The sequence below is a fragment of the Pseudomonas paralactis genome (assembly GCF_001439735.1).
GTDB classification, from domain to species: Bacteria; Pseudomonadota; Gammaproteobacteria; order Pseudomonadales; family Pseudomonadaceae; genus Aquipseudomonas; species Aquipseudomonas paralactis.
Genome location: NZ_JYLN01000004.1, coordinates 69,200 through 86,846 on the forward strand (window position 1 = coordinate 69,200; position 17,647 = coordinate 86,846).

General features: G+C 55.7%; 19 protein-coding genes and 1 tRNA gene. 18 read left to right on the forward strand and 2 right to left on the reverse strand.

Going from position 1 to position 17,647, the window contains the following annotated elements:
- Positions 1 to 18: 18 nt before the first annotated feature.
- From TX23_RS11860 to TX23_RS11885, 7 genes are all read left to right on the forward strand, one after another.
- Positions 19 to 591, forward strand: coding sequence for an RNA polymerase sigma factor (locus TX23_RS11860; protein ID WP_044271301.1), 573 nt, complete (start codon positions 19 to 21; stop codon positions 589 to 591).
- Positions 588 to 1,190 carry a hypothetical protein gene (locus TX23_RS11865; protein ID WP_044271304.1) on the forward strand — a complete coding sequence of 201 codons (603 nt, stop codon included), beginning with the start codon at positions 588 to 590 and terminating at the stop codon, positions 1,188 to 1,190. The genes TX23_RS11860 and TX23_RS11865 overlap by 4 nt, the downstream gene beginning before the upstream one ends.
- Positions 1,191 to 1,486: 296 nt before the next feature.
- Entirely contained in the window at positions 1,487 to 1,930 is a 444-nt protein-coding gene (locus TX23_RS11870; RefSeq protein WP_044271307.1) for a hypothetical protein, read from the forward strand.
- A gap of 1,175 nt (positions 1,931 to 3,105) precedes the next feature.
- The gene (locus tag TX23_RS27135; protein ID WP_080751181.1) at positions 3,106 to 4,083 is read left to right on the forward strand and encodes a DUF4917 family protein; all 978 of its coding nucleotides are present in this window, start codon (positions 3,106 to 3,108) and stop codon (positions 4,081 to 4,083) included.
- Between the two features lie 134 nt (positions 4,084 to 4,217).
- Positions 4,218 to 5,261 (forward strand): hypothetical protein, encoded by a 1,044-nt coding sequence (locus tag TX23_RS11875; RefSeq protein ID WP_044271309.1) that lies wholly within the window; start codon positions 4,218 to 4,220, stop codon positions 5,259 to 5,261.
- Positions 5,258 to 6,334, forward strand: coding sequence for a hypothetical protein (locus TX23_RS11880; protein ID WP_044271311.1), 1,077 nt, complete (start codon positions 5,258 to 5,260; stop codon positions 6,332 to 6,334). Before TX23_RS11875 ends, TX23_RS11880 begins: the two co-directional genes overlap by 4 nt.
- Positions 6,321 to 6,986, forward strand: coding sequence for a hypothetical protein (locus TX23_RS11885; RefSeq protein WP_044271314.1), 666 nt, complete (start codon positions 6,321 to 6,323; stop codon positions 6,984 to 6,986). The genes TX23_RS11880 and TX23_RS11885 overlap by 14 nt, the downstream gene beginning before the upstream one ends.
- A 411-nt stretch (positions 6,987 to 7,397) precedes the next feature.
- On the opposite strand, the gene TX23_RS11890 is transcribed toward TX23_RS11885, so the two are convergent.
- Positions 7,398 to 7,474, reverse strand: a tRNA-Arg gene (locus TX23_RS11890).
- 196 nt (positions 7,475 to 7,670) lie between these two features.
- Here TX23_RS11890 and TX23_RS11895 point away from each other — a divergent pair.
- The 11 genes from TX23_RS11895 to TX23_RS11945 all read left to right on the forward strand — a co-directional run bounded on the left by TX23_RS11895 (position 7,671) and on the right by TX23_RS11945 (position 16,496).
- Positions 7,671 to 8,387, forward strand: a complete 717-nt coding sequence (locus TX23_RS11895) for a Crp/Fnr family transcriptional regulator (RefSeq protein WP_057702333.1) — start codon at positions 7,671 to 7,673, stop codon at positions 8,385 to 8,387.
- A gap of 87 nt (positions 8,388 to 8,474) precedes the next feature.
- The gene (locus tag TX23_RS11900) at positions 8,475 to 9,017 is read left to right on the forward strand and encodes an RNA polymerase sigma factor (protein WP_209445915.1); all 543 of its coding nucleotides are present in this window, start codon (positions 8,475 to 8,477) and stop codon (positions 9,015 to 9,017) included.
- A 103-nt stretch (positions 9,018 to 9,120) separates the two neighbouring features.
- The gene (locus tag TX23_RS11905) at positions 9,121 to 9,348 is read left to right on the forward strand and encodes a RebB family R body protein (RefSeq protein WP_003187543.1); all 228 of its coding nucleotides are present in this window, start codon (positions 9,121 to 9,123) and stop codon (positions 9,346 to 9,348) included.
- Between the two features lie 18 nt (positions 9,349 to 9,366).
- Complete coding sequence (locus TX23_RS11910; protein WP_057702335.1) at positions 9,367 to 9,939, forward strand: hypothetical protein; 573 nt, start codon at positions 9,367 to 9,369, stop codon at positions 9,937 to 9,939.
- 82 nt (positions 9,940 to 10,021) lie between these two features.
- The gene (locus TX23_RS11915) at positions 10,022 to 10,648 is read left to right on the forward strand and encodes a hypothetical protein (protein ID WP_057702336.1); all 627 of its coding nucleotides are present in this window, start codon (positions 10,022 to 10,024) and stop codon (positions 10,646 to 10,648) included.
- A 40-nt stretch (positions 10,649 to 10,688) separates the two neighbouring features.
- Positions 10,689 to 11,000: a hypothetical protein gene (locus tag TX23_RS11920; RefSeq protein WP_057702337.1), complete on the forward strand. Its 312-nt coding sequence runs from the start codon at positions 10,689 to 10,691 to the stop codon at positions 10,998 to 11,000.
- Positions 11,001 to 11,080: 80 nt separating this feature from the next.
- Positions 11,081 to 11,395 carry a RebB family R body protein gene (locus tag TX23_RS11925; protein WP_003187550.1) on the forward strand — a complete coding sequence of 105 codons (315 nt, stop codon included), beginning with the start codon at positions 11,081 to 11,083 and terminating at the stop codon, positions 11,393 to 11,395.
- Positions 11,396 to 11,445: 50 nt separating this feature from the next.
- The gene (locus TX23_RS11930; RefSeq protein WP_003187551.1) at positions 11,446 to 11,760 is read left to right on the forward strand and encodes a RebB family R body protein; all 315 of its coding nucleotides are present in this window, start codon (positions 11,446 to 11,448) and stop codon (positions 11,758 to 11,760) included.
- Between the two features lie 420 nt (positions 11,761 to 12,180).
- Positions 12,181 to 13,623, forward strand: a complete 1,443-nt coding sequence (gene gabD, locus TX23_RS11935) for an NADP-dependent succinate-semialdehyde dehydrogenase (protein ID WP_003187552.1) — start codon at positions 12,181 to 12,183, stop codon at positions 13,621 to 13,623.
- Between the two features lie 177 nt (positions 13,624 to 13,800).
- Complete coding sequence (gene gabT, locus TX23_RS11940) at positions 13,801 to 15,078, forward strand: 4-aminobutyrate--2-oxoglutarate transaminase (RefSeq protein ID WP_014716416.1); 1,278 nt, start codon at positions 13,801 to 13,803, stop codon at positions 15,076 to 15,078.
- Between the two features lie 215 nt (positions 15,079 to 15,293).
- The gene (locus TX23_RS11945; RefSeq protein ID WP_057702338.1) at positions 15,294 to 16,496 is read left to right on the forward strand and encodes an HDOD domain-containing protein; all 1,203 of its coding nucleotides are present in this window, start codon (positions 15,294 to 15,296) and stop codon (positions 16,494 to 16,496) included.
- 99 nt (positions 16,497 to 16,595) lie between these two features.
- Here the strand turns inward: TX23_RS11945 and TX23_RS11950 are convergent, their stop codons facing one another.
- A complete protein-coding gene (locus tag TX23_RS11950) occupies positions 16,596 to 17,597 on the reverse strand; it encodes a sensor domain-containing diguanylate cyclase (RefSeq protein WP_057702339.1) in 1,002 nt (333 codons plus the stop codon).
- Between the last annotated feature and the right edge of the window lie 50 nt (positions 17,598 to 17,647).

Here is a 17,647-nt window from a genome sequence, read left to right on the forward strand (position 1 = left end):
AAGGAGTTCGCCCACTACATGGCCGTTCCAGACGACTCACCCAGCGACGAATCGCTGCTGGCCCGCTACCGAACCGGTGACGCTGGCGCCTTCGAAGCCTTGTACAGCCGCCACCGCCAGGGCCTGTACCGCTTCCTCGTGTCCCTGTGCAACAAAGCCGAACTGGCCGAAGAAATCTACCAGGACACCTGGCTCAGCCTCATCCGCAGCACCACCCAGCCACAAGGGCGGGCGAGTTTTCGCACCTGGTTGTTCCAGATCGCCCGCAACCGCCTGATCGACCACTGGCGCAAGCACGGCATCCACAACCCCCTGCATGACAGCTACGATGAACAGCTGCACACCCAGGTCGACGACAGTGACGGCCCCGAGCAGCAACTGACCCTCAGCCGCGACCAGGCGCGCCTCGACGCGGCCCTGCAAGAGCTGCCCGAAGACCAGCGCGAAGTGTTTCTGCTGCGCCTGCACGGCGAGCTCGAAGTACCGCAAATCGCCACCCTCACCGGCGCCCCGCTGGAAACCGTAAAAAGCCGCCTGCGCTACGCCCTGCAAAAATTGCGGCGCCTGCTGGCCGAGGAGGTACCCGTATGACTGACCCCCGACACACCCCAGACGACGCGCTGCTCCAGCACTACCGTCAACACAGCACGGGCGAACCGCCCGCGTCCCTCGACGCCTTCATCCTCAACGCCGCCCGTCGCGAAGCCCCGCAGCCGCAACCCAGCCTGTGGCAACGCTGGCTGCAAGCCTGCCAACGCCCGCGCTGGCAAATGGCATTCGCCACCGTCGCCGGGTTGGCACTGATGATCGGCGTGGTCATGCGCTCCCCCGTGCCGCAACCTGAAATCTCCACCGCGACATTCTCCGCGCCGCACCACGAAGAAGCCGCCCAGCCCGCGCCGCAAGCCTTCTCCGCACCCGCGCCAATGGCCCGGATGGCGATAGCGCCACGGGTTGAAAGTGCCCCGGCCCAGGCTGAAATCGCTGATATAGTGGCGGCCCCGCCAGCGGAAAGACTCGGCAAGGCGGCGCCGAGTGCATTGCCATCTTTGGAGCAGGAGTTGCAGGCCATCGTGAGGCTGCGTGAGGTGGGAGAGAGCAAGGCTGCTGATGAAAAGCTGTTGGCGTTGCATAAGCGCTTTCCAAACGAAGACTTGCCAGCGCGGTTGGAGGTGTTGCAGAAGCGCTGAATCAGCACACACAAAAAAGCCCCAGATCTCACGATCTGGGGCTTTTTCATTTATATCTGGTGCCCGGCGTCGTTTGAATTGGGTTTGAAAGTGCCAGTATTTGCAGGGTTTTGTAGGTTTGGTATCGGTCAGGCATACACGTGGGCATACACAAGGCTAAGTGCTAGAGCCACATAAGGCGGCTTCTGTGAGAATTCATTGGTCGCCTACAACGGTGCAGCAGGACAGAAGGGGCATTCTGCTGCTATACATCACGTCAGCATATTCCATGCCTCGGCAAATAAAAGGAGTTAACGATGAAGGTTCTTGCAGGGCTGGTCGGTGGCCTAATATTAGCCATTCTTCTTTCGATGGTTGTAGCCATCGCCGGAGCGGCTTCGCCAGGGGCTGGCGGTGCGACGGGCGCGATCGTGTTCTTCGTCGCATGGATCATTGCACTAGTCGTAGCGATTTATTCTCCCACTCCTGGCAAAGCATGGCGTCGACTTCTAGTGACCTCGGGCATCGCTGCATTCATGCTTCCCTTGTCCGGTATTATTTTCACCGGTAGCCATATCGCCACCAACGTCAGTGGCGCTCACTCAGGTGCAGAAACGGCAGGAGCAGCCATCGGTGGCACTTTGGTGAGTGGCTTTCTAGGTTTTGTTGGCTTCTTCCTAGGAGTGATCCTGCTCGTCATCGGTCTGTTGGTGGGTCGAGATAAGCAGATCGTCTACATTCAATCTCCACCAAATTCCTAAGCGCACACATCTAGATAGCGACCCAAAGACTTTTCCCTTTACCAGGTATCGATCTTTCGTAGCGATACCCGTCGAAGTTTGGTGGCCGATAAGCGCTGGGGACCGTGGTAATTTACTAGCAGTACGGGGCAGGAAACCCGCGGGACCGCGTTAGCGGCAGCCGTGCCAGCTTACTGAAATTTCAATGTTGAAATTGAAGGAGCTTGAAGAGAAAAGGGCATCTTTACTGGATCTGTAACGGTCATGGGTTTCGTTCAGGATAGTGAACGATTGGCCCGGTCAACTCGGTCAACCAGTCAACTAACTTTGGAGCTCATCCACTAACGAGATCCGGCGGGTTCTATGCCTCGTGTCTATCCGAAATGCCTAGGGTCCCCAGCGGCTTTCGGATTCATAGGGCAAATGCACAGGTGAACAGCAGTTCACTAAGCTGGGCATCCTTCCGCTGAAACGATCACGCGGGTTTCCGACCCCGTGTCCATCGAAAAGGCCCAGGGGCCCCAGCTTTTTTTAAGGTCGGGCCGAAGATTCAGCCAGGCCTACTAGTATCTATTGATGATCTGCCGGATGGAGAGGCGTCATGGAAATGAATGGCTCGTGTTCCTACGCTTGACTGCCGTCAGCTGCGACGCGGATACGATCGAATACGGATCTGCTTTAAATAGGCCCCCAGCCGCCACTAGATTTTTGCGGCAGGCTGCTTTTGGCGTTGAAGGAATTGTTATTAACGGGGGAGCGGGGAGATGCCGCTCTCAATCCAGTGTTACTAGTGTTACTGGTGTTACGAGATAGCTAACTACTTGTATCAAAAGGAAATTTATTCAGTAAGACCGTGGGGGGTTCTAGTTTGGAGTGGTGTTACGGGGCAGGTGGGTGTAATGCATCTCCGGCAAAGGATGGCAGCGTCCAGAGTGGAGAGTGCTTGACTACCAAAGAGAGGCTATTACTAGGGACGCATATTTGTATCCTCCCCCAATGAACCTCGCAAGCCAGATATTCGTTGCCTGACAGCACTTTGCTGAGCTGGTCTAGATACCTTCAAACAGGAGCGTTTCAAGCGCGGCGGAGCAAAGTTCGGTGCGTAAACGAATTCTTGCAAGTGGGCTTAAAGGCGATAGACAGGGTTCGAGAGGACTGATAGCGTTCTGACTCCATAAATCTACCAAGGAAAGGTGATGCCCAATATCGTTGATTGGCGAGAAATTCGCGATAATTTTAACCACACGGTTTTATTAGGAAATGGAGCCAGCATGGCCGTCCATCCTGATTTTGGGTATGGATCGTTGTATGAGGCAGCGAACCAGATGGGGTTTCTCGACGGACCTGTTCGGACGGTCTTTCAGCGATTCAATACTTTCGACTTCGAACTTGTTCTTAGGCGTCTCTGGTATACCTCTCTAGTCAATGAAGCGTTTGGTAACCAGCCCGGCGCAGTTGAACAAGCATATCAGCAGGTCCGAACCGCATTGATTCAAACAGTGCGTGAGACACATGTCACCTATGCGGATGCCGAAGAGCATTTGCCCAATATATATAGATTTTTAAAAAGATTCGATACCGTCGTTTCTCTGAATTACGATCTTATTGTGTATTGGGCAATAATGTTTGGTAATAGAACTTTAGGACGTTGGTTTAAAGATGGATTTATGCCTCGGAGTTTTCGTGATGATTGGGAATCATTAAGGGAGCCATACGGCGCGGAAAGATCCACGTTGGTTTTTTATCCGCACGGGAATTTAGTTCTGGCCCGTTCTGAAACTGGCGCAGAAGTAAAATTGGCAGGTGGCGACGAAAGATTACTCGATGTGATTCTAGATAGCTGGGAAGGGAGAGGCGCAATTCCATTATTTGTGTGTGAGGGGACCGCCGAGCACAAGAAGTCTGCTATTGAAAGCGCATCGTATCTACAGCGTGTCTATAGAGAGGTAGTTCCTTCCCTGAATGACTCACTGGTGATATATGGTTGGAATATATCGGTACAAGATCAACATATAATTGATCAGTTGCGGCGATCAAACATTACTCGCGTAGCGGTATCAGTTTGGAATGAAGATGCAGGATATATGCAGAGGGCAGAAGAGGCTCTGCGTAGTATAGGTATTCGGCACATACATTTTTTTGATTCGGCTAGTGAAGGCTGCTGGATAAACTGAGGCTTTACTCACAGGGGGGGAATGCGCTTCTAGAAAAGTCAGTCTGTTAAGATTTTGATGTAATAGGTGCTGATAAAAATGATAGATGGTGTGAGGTTATAGTATAAACATTATAACTCTATTGAGGGTGTGTTATGGCTGGGGAAGTTGCAAATATCACCGAGGTTGCGGTAAAGGTAACTAAGGATATATTTAAATGGTTTAAGTGGGATGCTGTTCCCATTATGGATGAAAATTTTGATTGTCACAAAGTTGATAAGCATAAAGCCCCTCCAAAGAAAAAGAGTAAAGCTTTGTCGGAGCCCAAGCACAGCCACCCCGTAGATGTCGTGTTCAAGTATTTCGATCCTTATACAAATAGGGTTGTTATGCTAAATACAGATTTAAAAAGCTATGCAAAAGGCAGCATTTCCACGCCAAATATAATCGCAGCACTAGAGTCGCTGGCTAAAACAATCGATTGTGCTAGATCAAGTCCTGAGTGGCAAAGAAAGTATATTCTTGAAGAAGTGCTTTATGAAATAAGGGGTATGCTTTTTATATATAATCATGATGGTGAATACCATAAGGATTTTTTAAAGCTCGTCGAACCTATTAATACTGATAAACTCGGTATTCAAGAGGGGCAAATGCTACATGTCTTGGATTCAGAGCGAATTCGTTATCTTTTTACCGTTGTAACAGATATGAAAAGTCTGCACGCGGAAGATGAGTTTCCAATAAAAGATTATTCCTTTTTTTATCCTGATCTGTACTTGCACAAATCCCATGGAGATCCAGACTCTTTGCCCGCCACTGTGGAGTTGCTCTGTGCTCCTTACATGATAATAAAGCATGGGGATCCAATGAGTGGTAAAGAGCTTGATGAACGCGGTAACGAAGGGTATGTGATCTATTATAACCAAGATGGGTCGACAGAGTATGAGTTTCGCTACTTGTTAGATTCGTTGTCTAGGTTTCAAATTCTTCGCCAGAAATGTACCATCAAGATTAGAGTTGCTCATAGCAATCCGCACAGTCTAATTAAGAGTAACTTTGAGACGGCAAAAAACATATACTTGGCAGGTTGGGGTATGGACTCTTATAAGAAAACAGAGCTTGAACGGATTGAGTTTGAGGTTGTAAATTTGTCCGCTCCGAAATATATGCCCGGGATTTTGGCATGGAGATACTCATGAAAAGCGGTCATTTGTATTATGCGTCTGATAAAGCAGTATATGATGCGCTCGTTCAATACAATTTTAAAAATGCAGATATGCGTGAGCTTCTCTTAAGTAGGGGGGTATTGATTTCACAAGATACAGAGAGGAAAGTCTTAGCTTTGTATTTTTGTCGCATGAATCATGACTACTACGATCACCAAAGAATCGCTGGGATATTTGGTGGTAATAGCCGGAAGGAGCGAGTTGCGATATCAAGCCTTCAGGGGAATATTGGAGATAGTAAACTTGAGGTGGCGGCTCAAGCGTTTAAAGAGGAGCTTGAAAGCAAGGGGGCCAAGGTCAGTGTAAAATGGGTTCAGAAGAAAATGGAGATAACGGTTTTATATGATGACTACAACAGTAATAAGTCTGAGTTTAAACAGACGGTTGAAAGGGAAGGTGTTTTTGAAATAGAAGCAACAGAGTCTGGTTTGAATGTCAGGGGGCCCCAGAATAATTTTATGGATAACTCAAAGGCTGTTTTGATAGATTTGCTTGCTAAGAACAGCGAGGGTGGAAGCCTAGGCTTGAAAGAAATAGAGATGAGTTCGATTCATGACAATAAGTTAAGGACAAAGTTTTTTAGAAGTTTGCTAGCAAATCTAAATGGATATGTGTTGAAGGATGTTACGGACGTCTATGTATATAATCCGAAAATAAAAGCTGATTCAGCCGAGGGAGATCTAGGGATTCATATTACAAAAGCATCGCTAAAGGGCGAGGGTTTGTTGTTTTCCCAAGAGTTGGACGGATTGCTGAAGACCGGATTTTATGTTTGTAAGATAGTTTGGACCACTCATTCGGCATCTGAGAAATCGGATCTTTATGAATTGGAGGCTCAGTTTACAGAGCCAGAACACTGTGAGAGGTTCTCATACGCAGTAAAAGGTAGATATAAGCTGGGAGATAGTGGTCACCATAATAAAAACAAAACTTCATGTGAGTCTCTGGCAGAAAAGCGAATGCTGCGTCTATTGGAGGCGGCAGCCATGAAAACACTTGATGAAGTGGCTGAAGAGTTTGCAGGAGGTAAAGATGAAACCAATTAAGCAGCTCTGGCTTATATTGACTCATGGTAAGCGGGTAGCGGATACGCTGCAGAAGCATACTTTTAGTATTGATAATCCATCAGGGTTTGAATTGATTAAAGTATCTCCGGATAAGGTGCATGCGAAATTTTTTGAACGGCTAGAGATTTTCGAGGAGGTCGATACACCATTTGGTGATGTACAAAAAATTCATATCGTTCGATATGTTGTTATAGAGTTTACTGTAATCAAAGTTGGTGAGGGGTTGTCCTTAATAAAAATTCTTAGGCCACCTGTTTCGATAAAAAGCTTTTCAAAAAAATTGATGGAGGCTTTTGAATATGAAGGGGCATTAAAGAAAGCCTCTTTTAATTTGGCGGAAGTCTACAGCCTTATCCAGGGGGAGCCTGCCATTGATCGTCTCGTCGTGACGAAAGTCACAGCTAGCCAAGTCCCTGTGGGAGATAGGGCTACCGCTCGTATTGAGGTTGCATCTATAACAAATGCGCTACTGGAATTGCAGAAAGAGTATGATTCTCCTTCAGTAAAGCTAGAAAAAATAATGATTTCTGCAAGGATGAATTTTGAGCTAGAGATCTTGGATGTCTCGGCGGCGGGGTCAATTTATTGTACGCCTGGAATGGAGTTTTATCTGGAGAGAACTTTGTTTTAATGCGGCTTTTAGTTTTTTACTTGTTTTGTACGACTCTACTAGGCATTTCTGTCAGGTATTTATTTTAAAAATGTTTTGAGGCGCTTAGTCTCGGTTTTAATACTGCGCTGTAGGAAGAATTAGGACTAGGTTAAAAAGGCCTCATAGAGACCTTTCTACTAAACCCGGAACTTATTTTCCCAGCCAGCTTTCGACTAAATCCGAACCATGCTTGGCTTTCGGGAAAAGGGGATAGATTTATTTTCACGGCGAAAAAGAGGAAGGAAATCCCGAACAGCTCAAACCGAAGCCCCCGGCAGCTATCTCAAAACACCGACCTTTAGCAACTCAACACCTTTCCTCACCACCCACCTAACCCCAAAAACAAAAAAGCCCCAGATCTCCCGACCTGAGGCTTTTTCATTTCATATCTGGTGCACCCGGCGGGATTCGAACCCACGACCCCTGCCTTCGGAGGGCAGTACTCTATCCAGCTGAGCTACGGATGCTTGTGCGGGCGACATCATACCCATGTCGACCTGATGCGTCCATTCCGGCATTTGCCCCGCCCCCTGTCGTCCATTTCCGACAAAAAATGGCTAATCGCCACCCTCATTCACAACTCCCCGCGCCGCACGTCCCTTTGTTTGCTTTGCTCTTGTGGCTTTAACCCCGCTTCCACGCCGCAATTCCTCAGGTGAACGCATGCATTCCAAAGGAACCGTGATGCTCGATCTCCCGCTCAGACAAACCCTGCTGGCTCGCTCCGATTTGTTTCGAGGTATGCCGGAGCATCTCTTGCGCTACGTGGCCACCCATATGGTGGAGCGCACGCTGGATGATCGCGAGCTGTTGTATTTCAAGGATGACACCCTCGAATTCATTGCGTTGGTGGTGGAGGGCCGGATTTATTCGGTGGTGCATGGGCCGGATGGGCGCGAGCAGATTATCGGCAGTACCGGGGCCGGGCAGGTGGTGGGGGAGACGGCGTTGATCAAGGATCATGGGCGCGAGTCTTCCACCTTTGCCAGTGGCCCCACGCGGTTGTTGCAGTTGGGTAGCCGGCATTTTGCTGTGTTGTTTGAGGAGCCGGTGTTTCTGCGGCGTTTGTTGATGCTGATGATGCTGCGGTTGTTGCAGGCCATCGAGTTGCTGGAGTTGGTGTGTCTTCATCGGCTGGAGTCGCGGTTGGCGCGGTTTTTGTTGGCCAACCTGGGTGAGATCGACCTGGCGTTGGCCTTGCCCAGTGTGTCGCTGCCCGCGAGCCAAGGGGTGTTGGCGTCGATGCTGAATACCAGCCGGCCCAAGCTGAATGTGCAGCTGCAAGTGTGGCGGCGCAGTGGCGTGATCAGCGGCGATCTGGAGCGCATGGTGATCAATGATGTTGAGCATTTGAGGCGCAAGGCTTTTGCGCTGAATTAGTTGTGGCGGTGTTCCCCAGGTAACAGCGTACCCCCGTCGAGCCCTCGCAGACTGGCCCTTCATCAAGGATGCACAGGAGTGCTGGCGATGGGGATGACTGTTCAGTTCAAGGATCAATGGGCCGCCGATGACCGTTTGTTCGAAGCGAGTTGGCGTGCTGTGCACGGCGAGCTCAGGCGCCGGGCGTTGCGGCGGGCCAAGGGCAATCTGGATCAGGGCCAGGAGTGGTTGTCGGCCACGGCGATCAAGGCCCTGTTGTTTTTTCGGCGCTCGCCGGAGCGCATTCGTGACCCTCAGGGTTTTCTGTTTTTAGTGCTCGACCATGTGTTTCTCGACAGCTTGCGGCGCAGCAAGCGCGAGGGGCGGTTGTTCGATGATTCGGTGGATCTTGAACACGATCACTTGGCCGCGCTCGCCGCGCCCTGCGCTTCGGTGCTGGAGCGGGTGGAATGTTATGAGCGCCTGGAGCAGATCGAGGCGCACGTCGCACGGTTACCGCTGTTGCAGCAGCGCTTGTTCGAGATGCGTTTTGTCGATGACCTGCCTTACCCGCAAATCGCCGCCGAGTTGCACGTGAAGCTGCCGCTGGTGCGCAAGCTTGTGCAACTGCTGCGCGATGCGTTGCGCTGAAGGTGATTCACACATGTTGGCGTGGGGCGTTCTAGTGGTATGAGCGCAGCACGCCGCCGCTATCCACACCCAAACCTGGGTGAATGCCATCAAGGAGAGATGTATGACAGAGGTCAACAGCCAGATCACCGACGCGGTCACTCAAACCAACGTCAAGGTGGTGGCCGAGGCGCCAGCCCAGGCCATCGCGTCGCTGTACCAGGTGGCCAGCAGCGCGGCGGGCCTGTCGTTGCAGAATGCGGTCAACAGCCAGCAGGCGATGAATCAGATTTCCAACGCGGTGATCTCCAAGGCCGTGGCGCTGATCATGCAGATTGGCGAGAAGGGCTGAGCCCTCGGGAGATTGATTATGTCGTGGTTCAGTCGCAAGAAACCCGCTGCCTCGCAAGCAACGCCCGCCGCCGACCCACCGGCGCCGGCGCCCGCCGCACCGGTCTCGCGCTCGATCATGGCGCGCATGAACGAGCACTTGCTCAATCAGGTGAGCGCGCCGTCATCCGACAGCACGGCGGCGCTCAATAGCCAGATCGTGCAGGCGGTGCAGTTCACCAATTCGCAGAACTTTGCCTATGCGCCGGCGCAGATCGCGGTGCCGGCCGACATGATGATCAGCCAGGCGGCCGGGCTGGTGGCGCAAGCGGCGGCGGGGTACTTCGACGGGGTCAGCAAGATCGCGTTGGCGGCCCAGGCCGTGCTGCTCCAGCAAATGACCGAGAACATCGTCAAGGACAACCTGCCGGCCGCTGCCGAAGACGCCTTGGGCGCCCTGGCCACCGACCTGCTGGTGGGCGCCGCTGCCGCTGTGGCTGCCGCTGCCGGTGCGATGGAGGCCGAAGCCGCCAGTGTGGCCATCGACAAGATCGACCAGAGCATCGCCAAGTACGCCGACACCTTGGCAAACCGGGCCGCGCCAGCGGCCTGAACCGAGCACAGCGCTCCAGCGTTCTGCTGGGGCGGTGCAACAGCAACTTGAAAGCAACTTTTCTTGAGTGAGGAGCGACATCATGCAGCCTGGAGATATTATTTTTTCCGTCAAACAAGATGACGACAGCGCAACGCGGGCGTTTATCAAAGCCGGTCAACTGGTCAAGGCCAAGGTGTTCTCGCAGGACACGACTTACCTGAATGTGGTTCACCCGGCGATCGCAGTGAGCGACACTCTGGTGATCGAAAGCGTGGGCAGTGGCCTGGCCCTGACCGACCTGAGCCTGGAAAAACCACCGCGCTCGGCGATGGTGTTTTCCTGCGTGGATACCGAGTTGGGCGAGGCGGCGACGGTGGCTGCCAAGCAGTTCTACTTCGACAAGATCGGCGGTGATATTCGAGGCCGCTACAGCGTGTGGAACGCGATGATTTCGGCTTTCCGGCGCTGGACTTCCGATACCACCCTGGTGACGCGGATCAACGAGTCCATCGACATTGGCAGCGGGTCCTTTTGTTCGCAGTTTGCGGCCAACTGCTATGAAGTCGGCAACCTCTACAACGAGGCCAATCTGCTGCCGCCTCCGCCGGCCATTTTTCCCAACCAGCCCAGCGCCATAACGCCTGCGGAGTTGGCGACTTTCTGTGATTCGTCGCCGCATTTTTACTTTGCCGGTTTCTGGCAGGACAACGTTGAGGTGCGGCTTTAGCGGGCGGGTCGTGGCCAAGGCATCTCCCAAGGAGGTCGATATGCAACCCTCGGTTCTGTCCACCGATGACCGCCAGCGGCTCGAAGCGATGCTGCGCAACCCGCAGATTTTCGCCGGAACGCCCCAGACCATCGTCGACGAAACCCTCAAACGCGCTACCGAAGTGCTTGCGCAATCGAAGGCCAACGAACAAGCGCTTAAGACGGCTGCCCAGCAGCGCGAGGCGGCGCTACGCCAAATGCTGAACGGCGCGGCCTCGGACCAGGACGCGCAACGCAAGGAAGTGCAGGCATTGATCCAGGGGTTGATCGCCCAGATTGAAGCGGCGCTGGGCCCCACTGCAAAACCTTGACCCTGCGTTTCACAGCGCCTGTTTCGCAACGTTCATTGATGAACACGGAATGCACCGTGTACTAAATAAGGAAATTGATCATGCCATTAGTCAACGAGCAAATTACCGACGCGGTCACCCAGACCAACGTCAAAGTGGTGGCCGAATCGCCTGCGATGGCGATGAGCACTATTTATCAATCCATGGCGCAGGCCACGGCGATTCTGTTCCAGAACGCGGTGTCGGCCCAGCAGCAGCAAAACACCCTGGCCCAGGCGGCCACCAACCAGGGCGTGATGCAGATCTACAGCGTCGATACCACCGCAGGTGCGGCGGCCACCGAGAAAGTCGCCCAGGGCGGCGTGTCGGATAACCTCACCAGCCTGTTGACCGTGCTCAAGTCGTTCCAGCCTTAAGCACTGAGCAATAACGGATGTTGTTCTTTCTCAACCCAGGAGTTTCAACCATGAGTACAGTCAGCCCGCAAATCACCGATGCCGTCACCCAGACCAACGTCAAGGTGGTTGCCGAATCACCCGCGATGGCCATGAGCACCATTTACCAATCCATGGGCCAGGCCACGGCAATCCTGTTCCAGAACTCGGTCTCGGCCCAACAGCAACAAAACACCCTGGCTCAGGCGGCCACCAACCAGGGCGTGATGCAGATCTACAGTGTCGACACCACCGCTGGCGCCGCCGCCACCGAAAAAGTCGCCCAGGGCGGCGTGGCCGACAACTTAACCAGCCTGCTGGCCGTGCTCAAGTCGTTCCAACCTTAAACTGCAAAGCTCTCAACAGCCCCGGCGCCCACAAGGCTCCGGGGCTGTTGTCGTGTGTGCATTTGATCCGAAAGATGAGCCGGATGCGCCATAATCGTTCTTTTTTTCGAACAGACTATTGCCCTGTACCCCCATTGATCCTAGGATTCGTTTGAGATTTCAAACGCTCTGTCTCCCGTGCGCTTTTCACCTATCCTGGCGTGCTGGACTGATTTCCCTGACGGCAGCCCCTGGCCGATGCCGTGTAGGAGCGAGCTTGCTCGCGAAAATCGTTAACGATGACGTCGCGCTTCTGGTTTTACGCGGCGCCTTTGAATTTTTCGCGAGCAAGCTCGCTCCTACAAAGACATCGCCCACAAGGCGCCTTTCAACAACTCTAATTCGCTCCGCGTGCGCGCGGTGCTGTTAAGGAAAGCCGACATGCAGCTCAAAGATACCCAGTTGTTCCGCCAGCAAGCCTTTATCGATGGCGCTTGGGTCGATGCGGACAATGGTCAAACCATCAAGGTCAACAACCCGGCCACGGGCGAGATTCTCGGCACCGTGCCGAAGATGGGCGCCGCGGAAACCCGCCGCGCCATCGAAGCCGCCGATAAGGCCCTGCCAGCCTGGCGTGCACTCACCGCCAAGGAGCGCGCCAACAAGCTGCGCCGCTGGTTCGAACTGCTGATCGAGAACCAGGACGACCTCGGCCGCCTGATGACCCTCGAACAAGGCAAGCCGCTGGCCGAAGCCAAGGGCGAAATCGTCTACGCCGCCTCGTTTATCGAGTGGTTCGCTGAAGAAGCCAAGCGCATCTATGGCGACGTGATCCCCGGCCACCAGCCCGACAAGCGCCTGATCGTGATCAAGCAGCCTATCGGCGTGACCGCCGCCATCACCCCGTGGAACTTCCCCGCCGCGATGATCACCCGTAAAGCCGGCCCGGCCCTGGCCGCCGGTTGCACCATGGTGATCAAGCCCGCCTCGCAAACCCCGTTTTCGGCCCTGGCCCTGGTTGAGCTGGCGCACCGCGCCGGTATCCCCAAAGGCGTGCTCAGCGTAGTCACCGGCAGCGCCGGCGACATCGGCGGCGAGCTGACCAGCAACCCCATCGTGCGTAAATTGTCCTTCACCGGCTCGACCGAAATTGGTCGCCAGCTGATGGCCGAATGCGCCAAGGACATCAAGAAAGTCTCCCTGGAGCTGGGCGGTAACGCGCCGTTCATCGTGTTCGACGACGCTGACCTGGATAAGGCCGTCGAAGGCGCGATCATCTCCAAGTACCGCAACAACGGCCAGACCTGCGTTTGCGCCAACCGCCTGTACATCCAGGATTCGGTGTACGACGCCTTCGCTGAAAAGCTCAAGGTGGCAGTGACCAAATTGAAGATCGGTAACGGTCTGGAAGACGGCACCACCACCGGCCCGCTGATCGACGAAAAAGCCGTGGCCAAGGTGCAGGAACATATCGCTGATGCCCTGAGTAAAGGCGCCAAGCTGTTGGCCGGTGGCAAGGTGATGGAAGGCAACTTCTTCGAACCGACCATCCTGGTCGACGTGCCGAAAAACGCCGCCGTCGCCAAGGAAGAAACCTTCGGCCCGCTGGCGCCGCTGTTCCGCTTCAAAGACGAAGCCGAAGTGATCGCCATGTCCAACGACACTGAGTTCGGCCTGGCCTCCTACTTCTACGCCCGCGATCTGGGCCGGGTGTTCCGTGTGGCCGAGGCCCTGGAATACGGTATGGTCGGCGTCAACACCGGGCTGATCTCCAACGAAGTGGCGCCGTTCGGCGGCATCAAGGCCTCGGGCCTGGGCCGTGAAGGCTCCAAGTACGGGATCGAGGACTACCTGGAAATCAAATACCTCTGCCTGGGTATCTAAGGCACGGGATTGCAGTAAACGCAGAGGGCACGAGAGCGCTGCCCCTTTGCGTGTTTCACATGGTTATTCGCAGTGGCCGGGAAAGCTGTGGCAGTCGATCATCGCATGCTGCCGTAGTTGCCTCCCCGCCACCTATCCTTGAGCCACGCCGCCCGATGAGCGGCGAATGAGGACTTTATGAGCAAGACCAACGCATCCCTGATGAAACGCCGCGAAGCCGCTGTACCGCGCGGTGTTGGCCAGATTCACCCGATCTTCGCCGACTCCGCGAAGAACGCCACCGTGACCGACGTTGAAGGTCGCGAGTTCATCGACTTCGCCGGCGGTATCGCCGTACTGAACACCGGCCACGTACACCCGAAAATCATCGCGGCCGTGACCGAGCAACTCAACAAGCTGACCCACACCTGCTTCCAGGTATTGGCCTACGAGCCCTACGTAGAAGTGTGCGAAAAAGTCGCCGCCAAGGTGCCGGGTGATTTCGCCAAGAAAACCCTGCTGGTCACCACCGGTTCCGAAGCCGTGGAAAACGCCGTGAAGATCGCCCGCGCCGCCACAGGCCGTGCCGGTGTGATCGCCTTCACCGGCGCTTACCACGGCCGCACCATGATGACCCTGGGCCTCACCGGTAAGGTCGTGCCTTACTCGGCCGGCATGGGCCTGATGCCAGGCGGCGTGTTCCGTGCGCTGTACCCCAACGAACTGCATGGTGTGAGCGTCGACGATTCCATCGCCAGCATCGAGCGCATCTTCAAGAACGACGCCGAGCCGCGTGATATCGCTGCAATCATCATCGAGCCGGTGCAGGGCGAGGGCGGTTTCTACGTCGCGCCGAAAGCCTTCATGAAGCGCCTGCGCGAACTGTGCGACAAGCACGGCATCCTGCTGATCGCCGACGAAGTGCAAACCGGTGCCGGGCGTACCGGTACCTTCTTCGCCATGGAACAGATGGGCGTTGCCGCCGACCTGACCACCTTCGCCAAATCCATCGCGGGCGGCTTCCCGCTGGCCGGTGTGTGCGGCAAGGCCGAGTACATGGACGCCATCGCCCCAGGCGGCCTGGGCGGCACCTATGCCGGTAGCCCGATTGCCTGCGCCGCGGCCCTGGCGGTGATGGAAGTGTTCGAAGAAGAGCACCTGCTGGACCGCTGCAAGGCTGTGGGCGAGCGCCTGGTGACCGGCCTCAAGGCTATCCAGGCCAAGTACCCGGTGATCGGCGAAGTGCGTGCCTTGGGCGCGATGATCGCGGTCGAGCTGTTCGAAGACGGCGACACCCACAAGCCAAACGCTGCCGCCGTTGCCTCCGTGGTAGCCAAGGCACGTGACAAGGGCCTGATCCTGCTGTCTTGTGGTACCTACGGCAACGTGTTGCGCGTACTGGTGCCGCTGACCTCGCCGGACGAGCAGTTGGACAAGGGCCTGGCGATCATCGAAGAGTGCTTCTCCGAACTCTGACACGCCCCCCTGTAGGAGCGGGCTTGCTCGCGAAAAACCCCCAGGCACCGCGTTTCAAAGGCTGCCCAGGTTTTCGTTGACGACCTTCGCGAGCAAGCTCGCTCCTACAAAAGAAAAAGCAAAAAAACCGCTTCGGCGGTTTTTTTGTGTCTGCTTCATTGTACGCACGCGCCTGCATTGTCTAAGGTGCAAGCATTGCCGATGGAGCGTGCTGGATGACTGCTGTTGATTTACCCGCTGTACCCCGAGTGTTAATCGCCGAAGCAGACCCTTGGTCGCGGGATCTGCTCAAGCAAGTGCTGTTGAATGTGCGCTGTGACGCACGGCTGGATGTGTGCGCCGATGGGCAGCACGCCGCCACGCTGTTGGGCGAAAAAACCTATGATCTGATCCTGGCAGATTGGGAGCTGCCGGGCGTCGATGGCCTGAGCCTGCTGCGCAGCGTGCGCCAGAAACGCCGTTCGCTGCCGTTTATCTTGCTGAGCAGTCGCAGCGACAGCGCCAGCGTACGCGAAGCCTTGCCCCTGGCGCCCACGGCGTACCTGACCCGCCCGTTGAACATGGAGAGCCTGACCCAGCGCCTGCAAGATCTGCTGCTTAACGAAGGCGAAAGTGTGTATTGCCAGATCCCGGCGCTGGCACCGGGAATGACCTTGCCGGCATTCCTGGAGCGGCGCCGCGAGGTTTGCGATGGCGCGCCGTTGCGGGTGGACGTGAAAGCCGCCGTGCAAAGCAGCCTGGGCCCCGAAGGCGTGGACCTGCAGCAGCTCGAAGACCAGGTGCGCATGGACCCGCAAATCACCGCCGTGCTGATCGCCGCCGCCAACAGCGCCGGGTATCACGGCACGCCGGTGCAGACCCTGCACGCGGCCCTGAACAAGCTGGTTCCCGGGCAAAGCATGAACCTCATCCTGGGCCTTGCCCTCAAGCACAACGTGGTGCTGGGTGACCCAGGGCTGGTGGCCTACGCCGAGCGGCACTGGCAGTTGTCCGAGGACAGCGCCGAGTACGCCCGGCGTCTGGCGCGGATGTTGGAACTGGATCATCAGCGCTGCTACAGCGCCTGCATCCTGCATCGGTTGGGCGATCTGGCCTTGTTGCGCAGCCTGGAAGACTGGCGCCAGGGCGGCGGCGCCCTGGATGACGAAGCCATCGGCGAATCCCTCGACGCGTTTGGCGCCGCCTATGGTTCGGCGTTACGCATCCGTTGGCGCTTGCCGTTGGAGTTGCGGCAGTTGATCGCCGGGATCTATTCGCTTGAAGGCGGGGTGTATTCCCGCGAAGCCCTGGTGGTGAACCTGGCGGTGCAAATGGCGCGGCTGACCGAGCACGAAGGGCTCGAAGAACTAGCCGCCAGCAAGACCGCGCGGCTGCTCAAGGTCGGCTTGTCGGAACTGACCCGAGTGCGCAAAACCTGAAACCCACACCGATCAATTGTGGGAGCTGGCTTGCCTGCGATAGCGGTGGGGCAGCCAAGACGCCATCGCAGGCAAGCCAGCTCCCACAGTTGATCAGTATTAACCGGCTATAACGCGGTTCTTGCCCTGGCGTTTTGCTTCGTACATTGCCGCATCCGCCCGGGCGAACAGGCTGTCGAGGGTGGAATCATCTTCACGCAGGCTGGCCAGGCCCTGGCTGACGGTCACATTGAATTCATGCCCCTCATAGCTGAACACCAACGCCTGGATTTCCTTGCCCAACCGCTCGGCGACCTGCAAGGCCATCTCCGGTGGGCAACCCGGCAACACGGCGGCGAATTCTTCGCCGCCAATGCGCCCGAACAGGTCGCCACGACGCAATACCCCGCGACCACTCTCGGCGATGCGCCGCAGCACCTGATCGCCCTCCAGGTGGCCGTAGGTGTCGTTGACGTCCTTGAAATCATCGATGTCCAGCAGCAGAAACGCCAGCGGCGTACCCTGAACGCAGGCGTTGTCGAACGCCTGGTTGGCGCATTCGAAAAAGTACCGGCGGTTGCTGCTTTGGGTCAGCACGTCGGTGGTAGCCAGACGGTGCAGTTCCAGCTCCAGCAGCTTCTTTTCGGTGATGTCCTCGGCCATGCCCACCACGATCAGCGGTTCGCCCGGCACCACCTGCTGGTTGATATAGCACTTGTCACTTAGCCAGCGGATTTGCCCGTCGGCGGTGATGATGCGGTACTCGCGGTCTTCCACGGCGCCTTGTTCCAGCACGCGGGCCAGGCTGTGTTCAGCGTAATCGAGGTCTTCGGGGTGCACGCTGTTGCGCCATTCGCGGTGGTCAGCCAACAGCAAACCGGCCGAACGGCCAAAAATGCGCTCGTAGGCCGGGCTCACATACAGCACGCGCCGGCTTTCCCAATCGATGGCCCAGAGCACGGCGTTCACGCTGACCAACAGCGAGCTGAGCAATTGCTCGCGCTCACTCAGCCGCTCTACTTCGCCCTGGGCATGCATCAGCGCCAACAGGGTGGCCGCCGCGGCTGGACGCGGCGGCTCGGCAGTGGGCACATCGGGCAGGCAGGGCTTTTCGTGAACCATCGGTACAACTCTCTCTGGGCGCGCCGCAGGATGGAGCAGCGGTCACTACA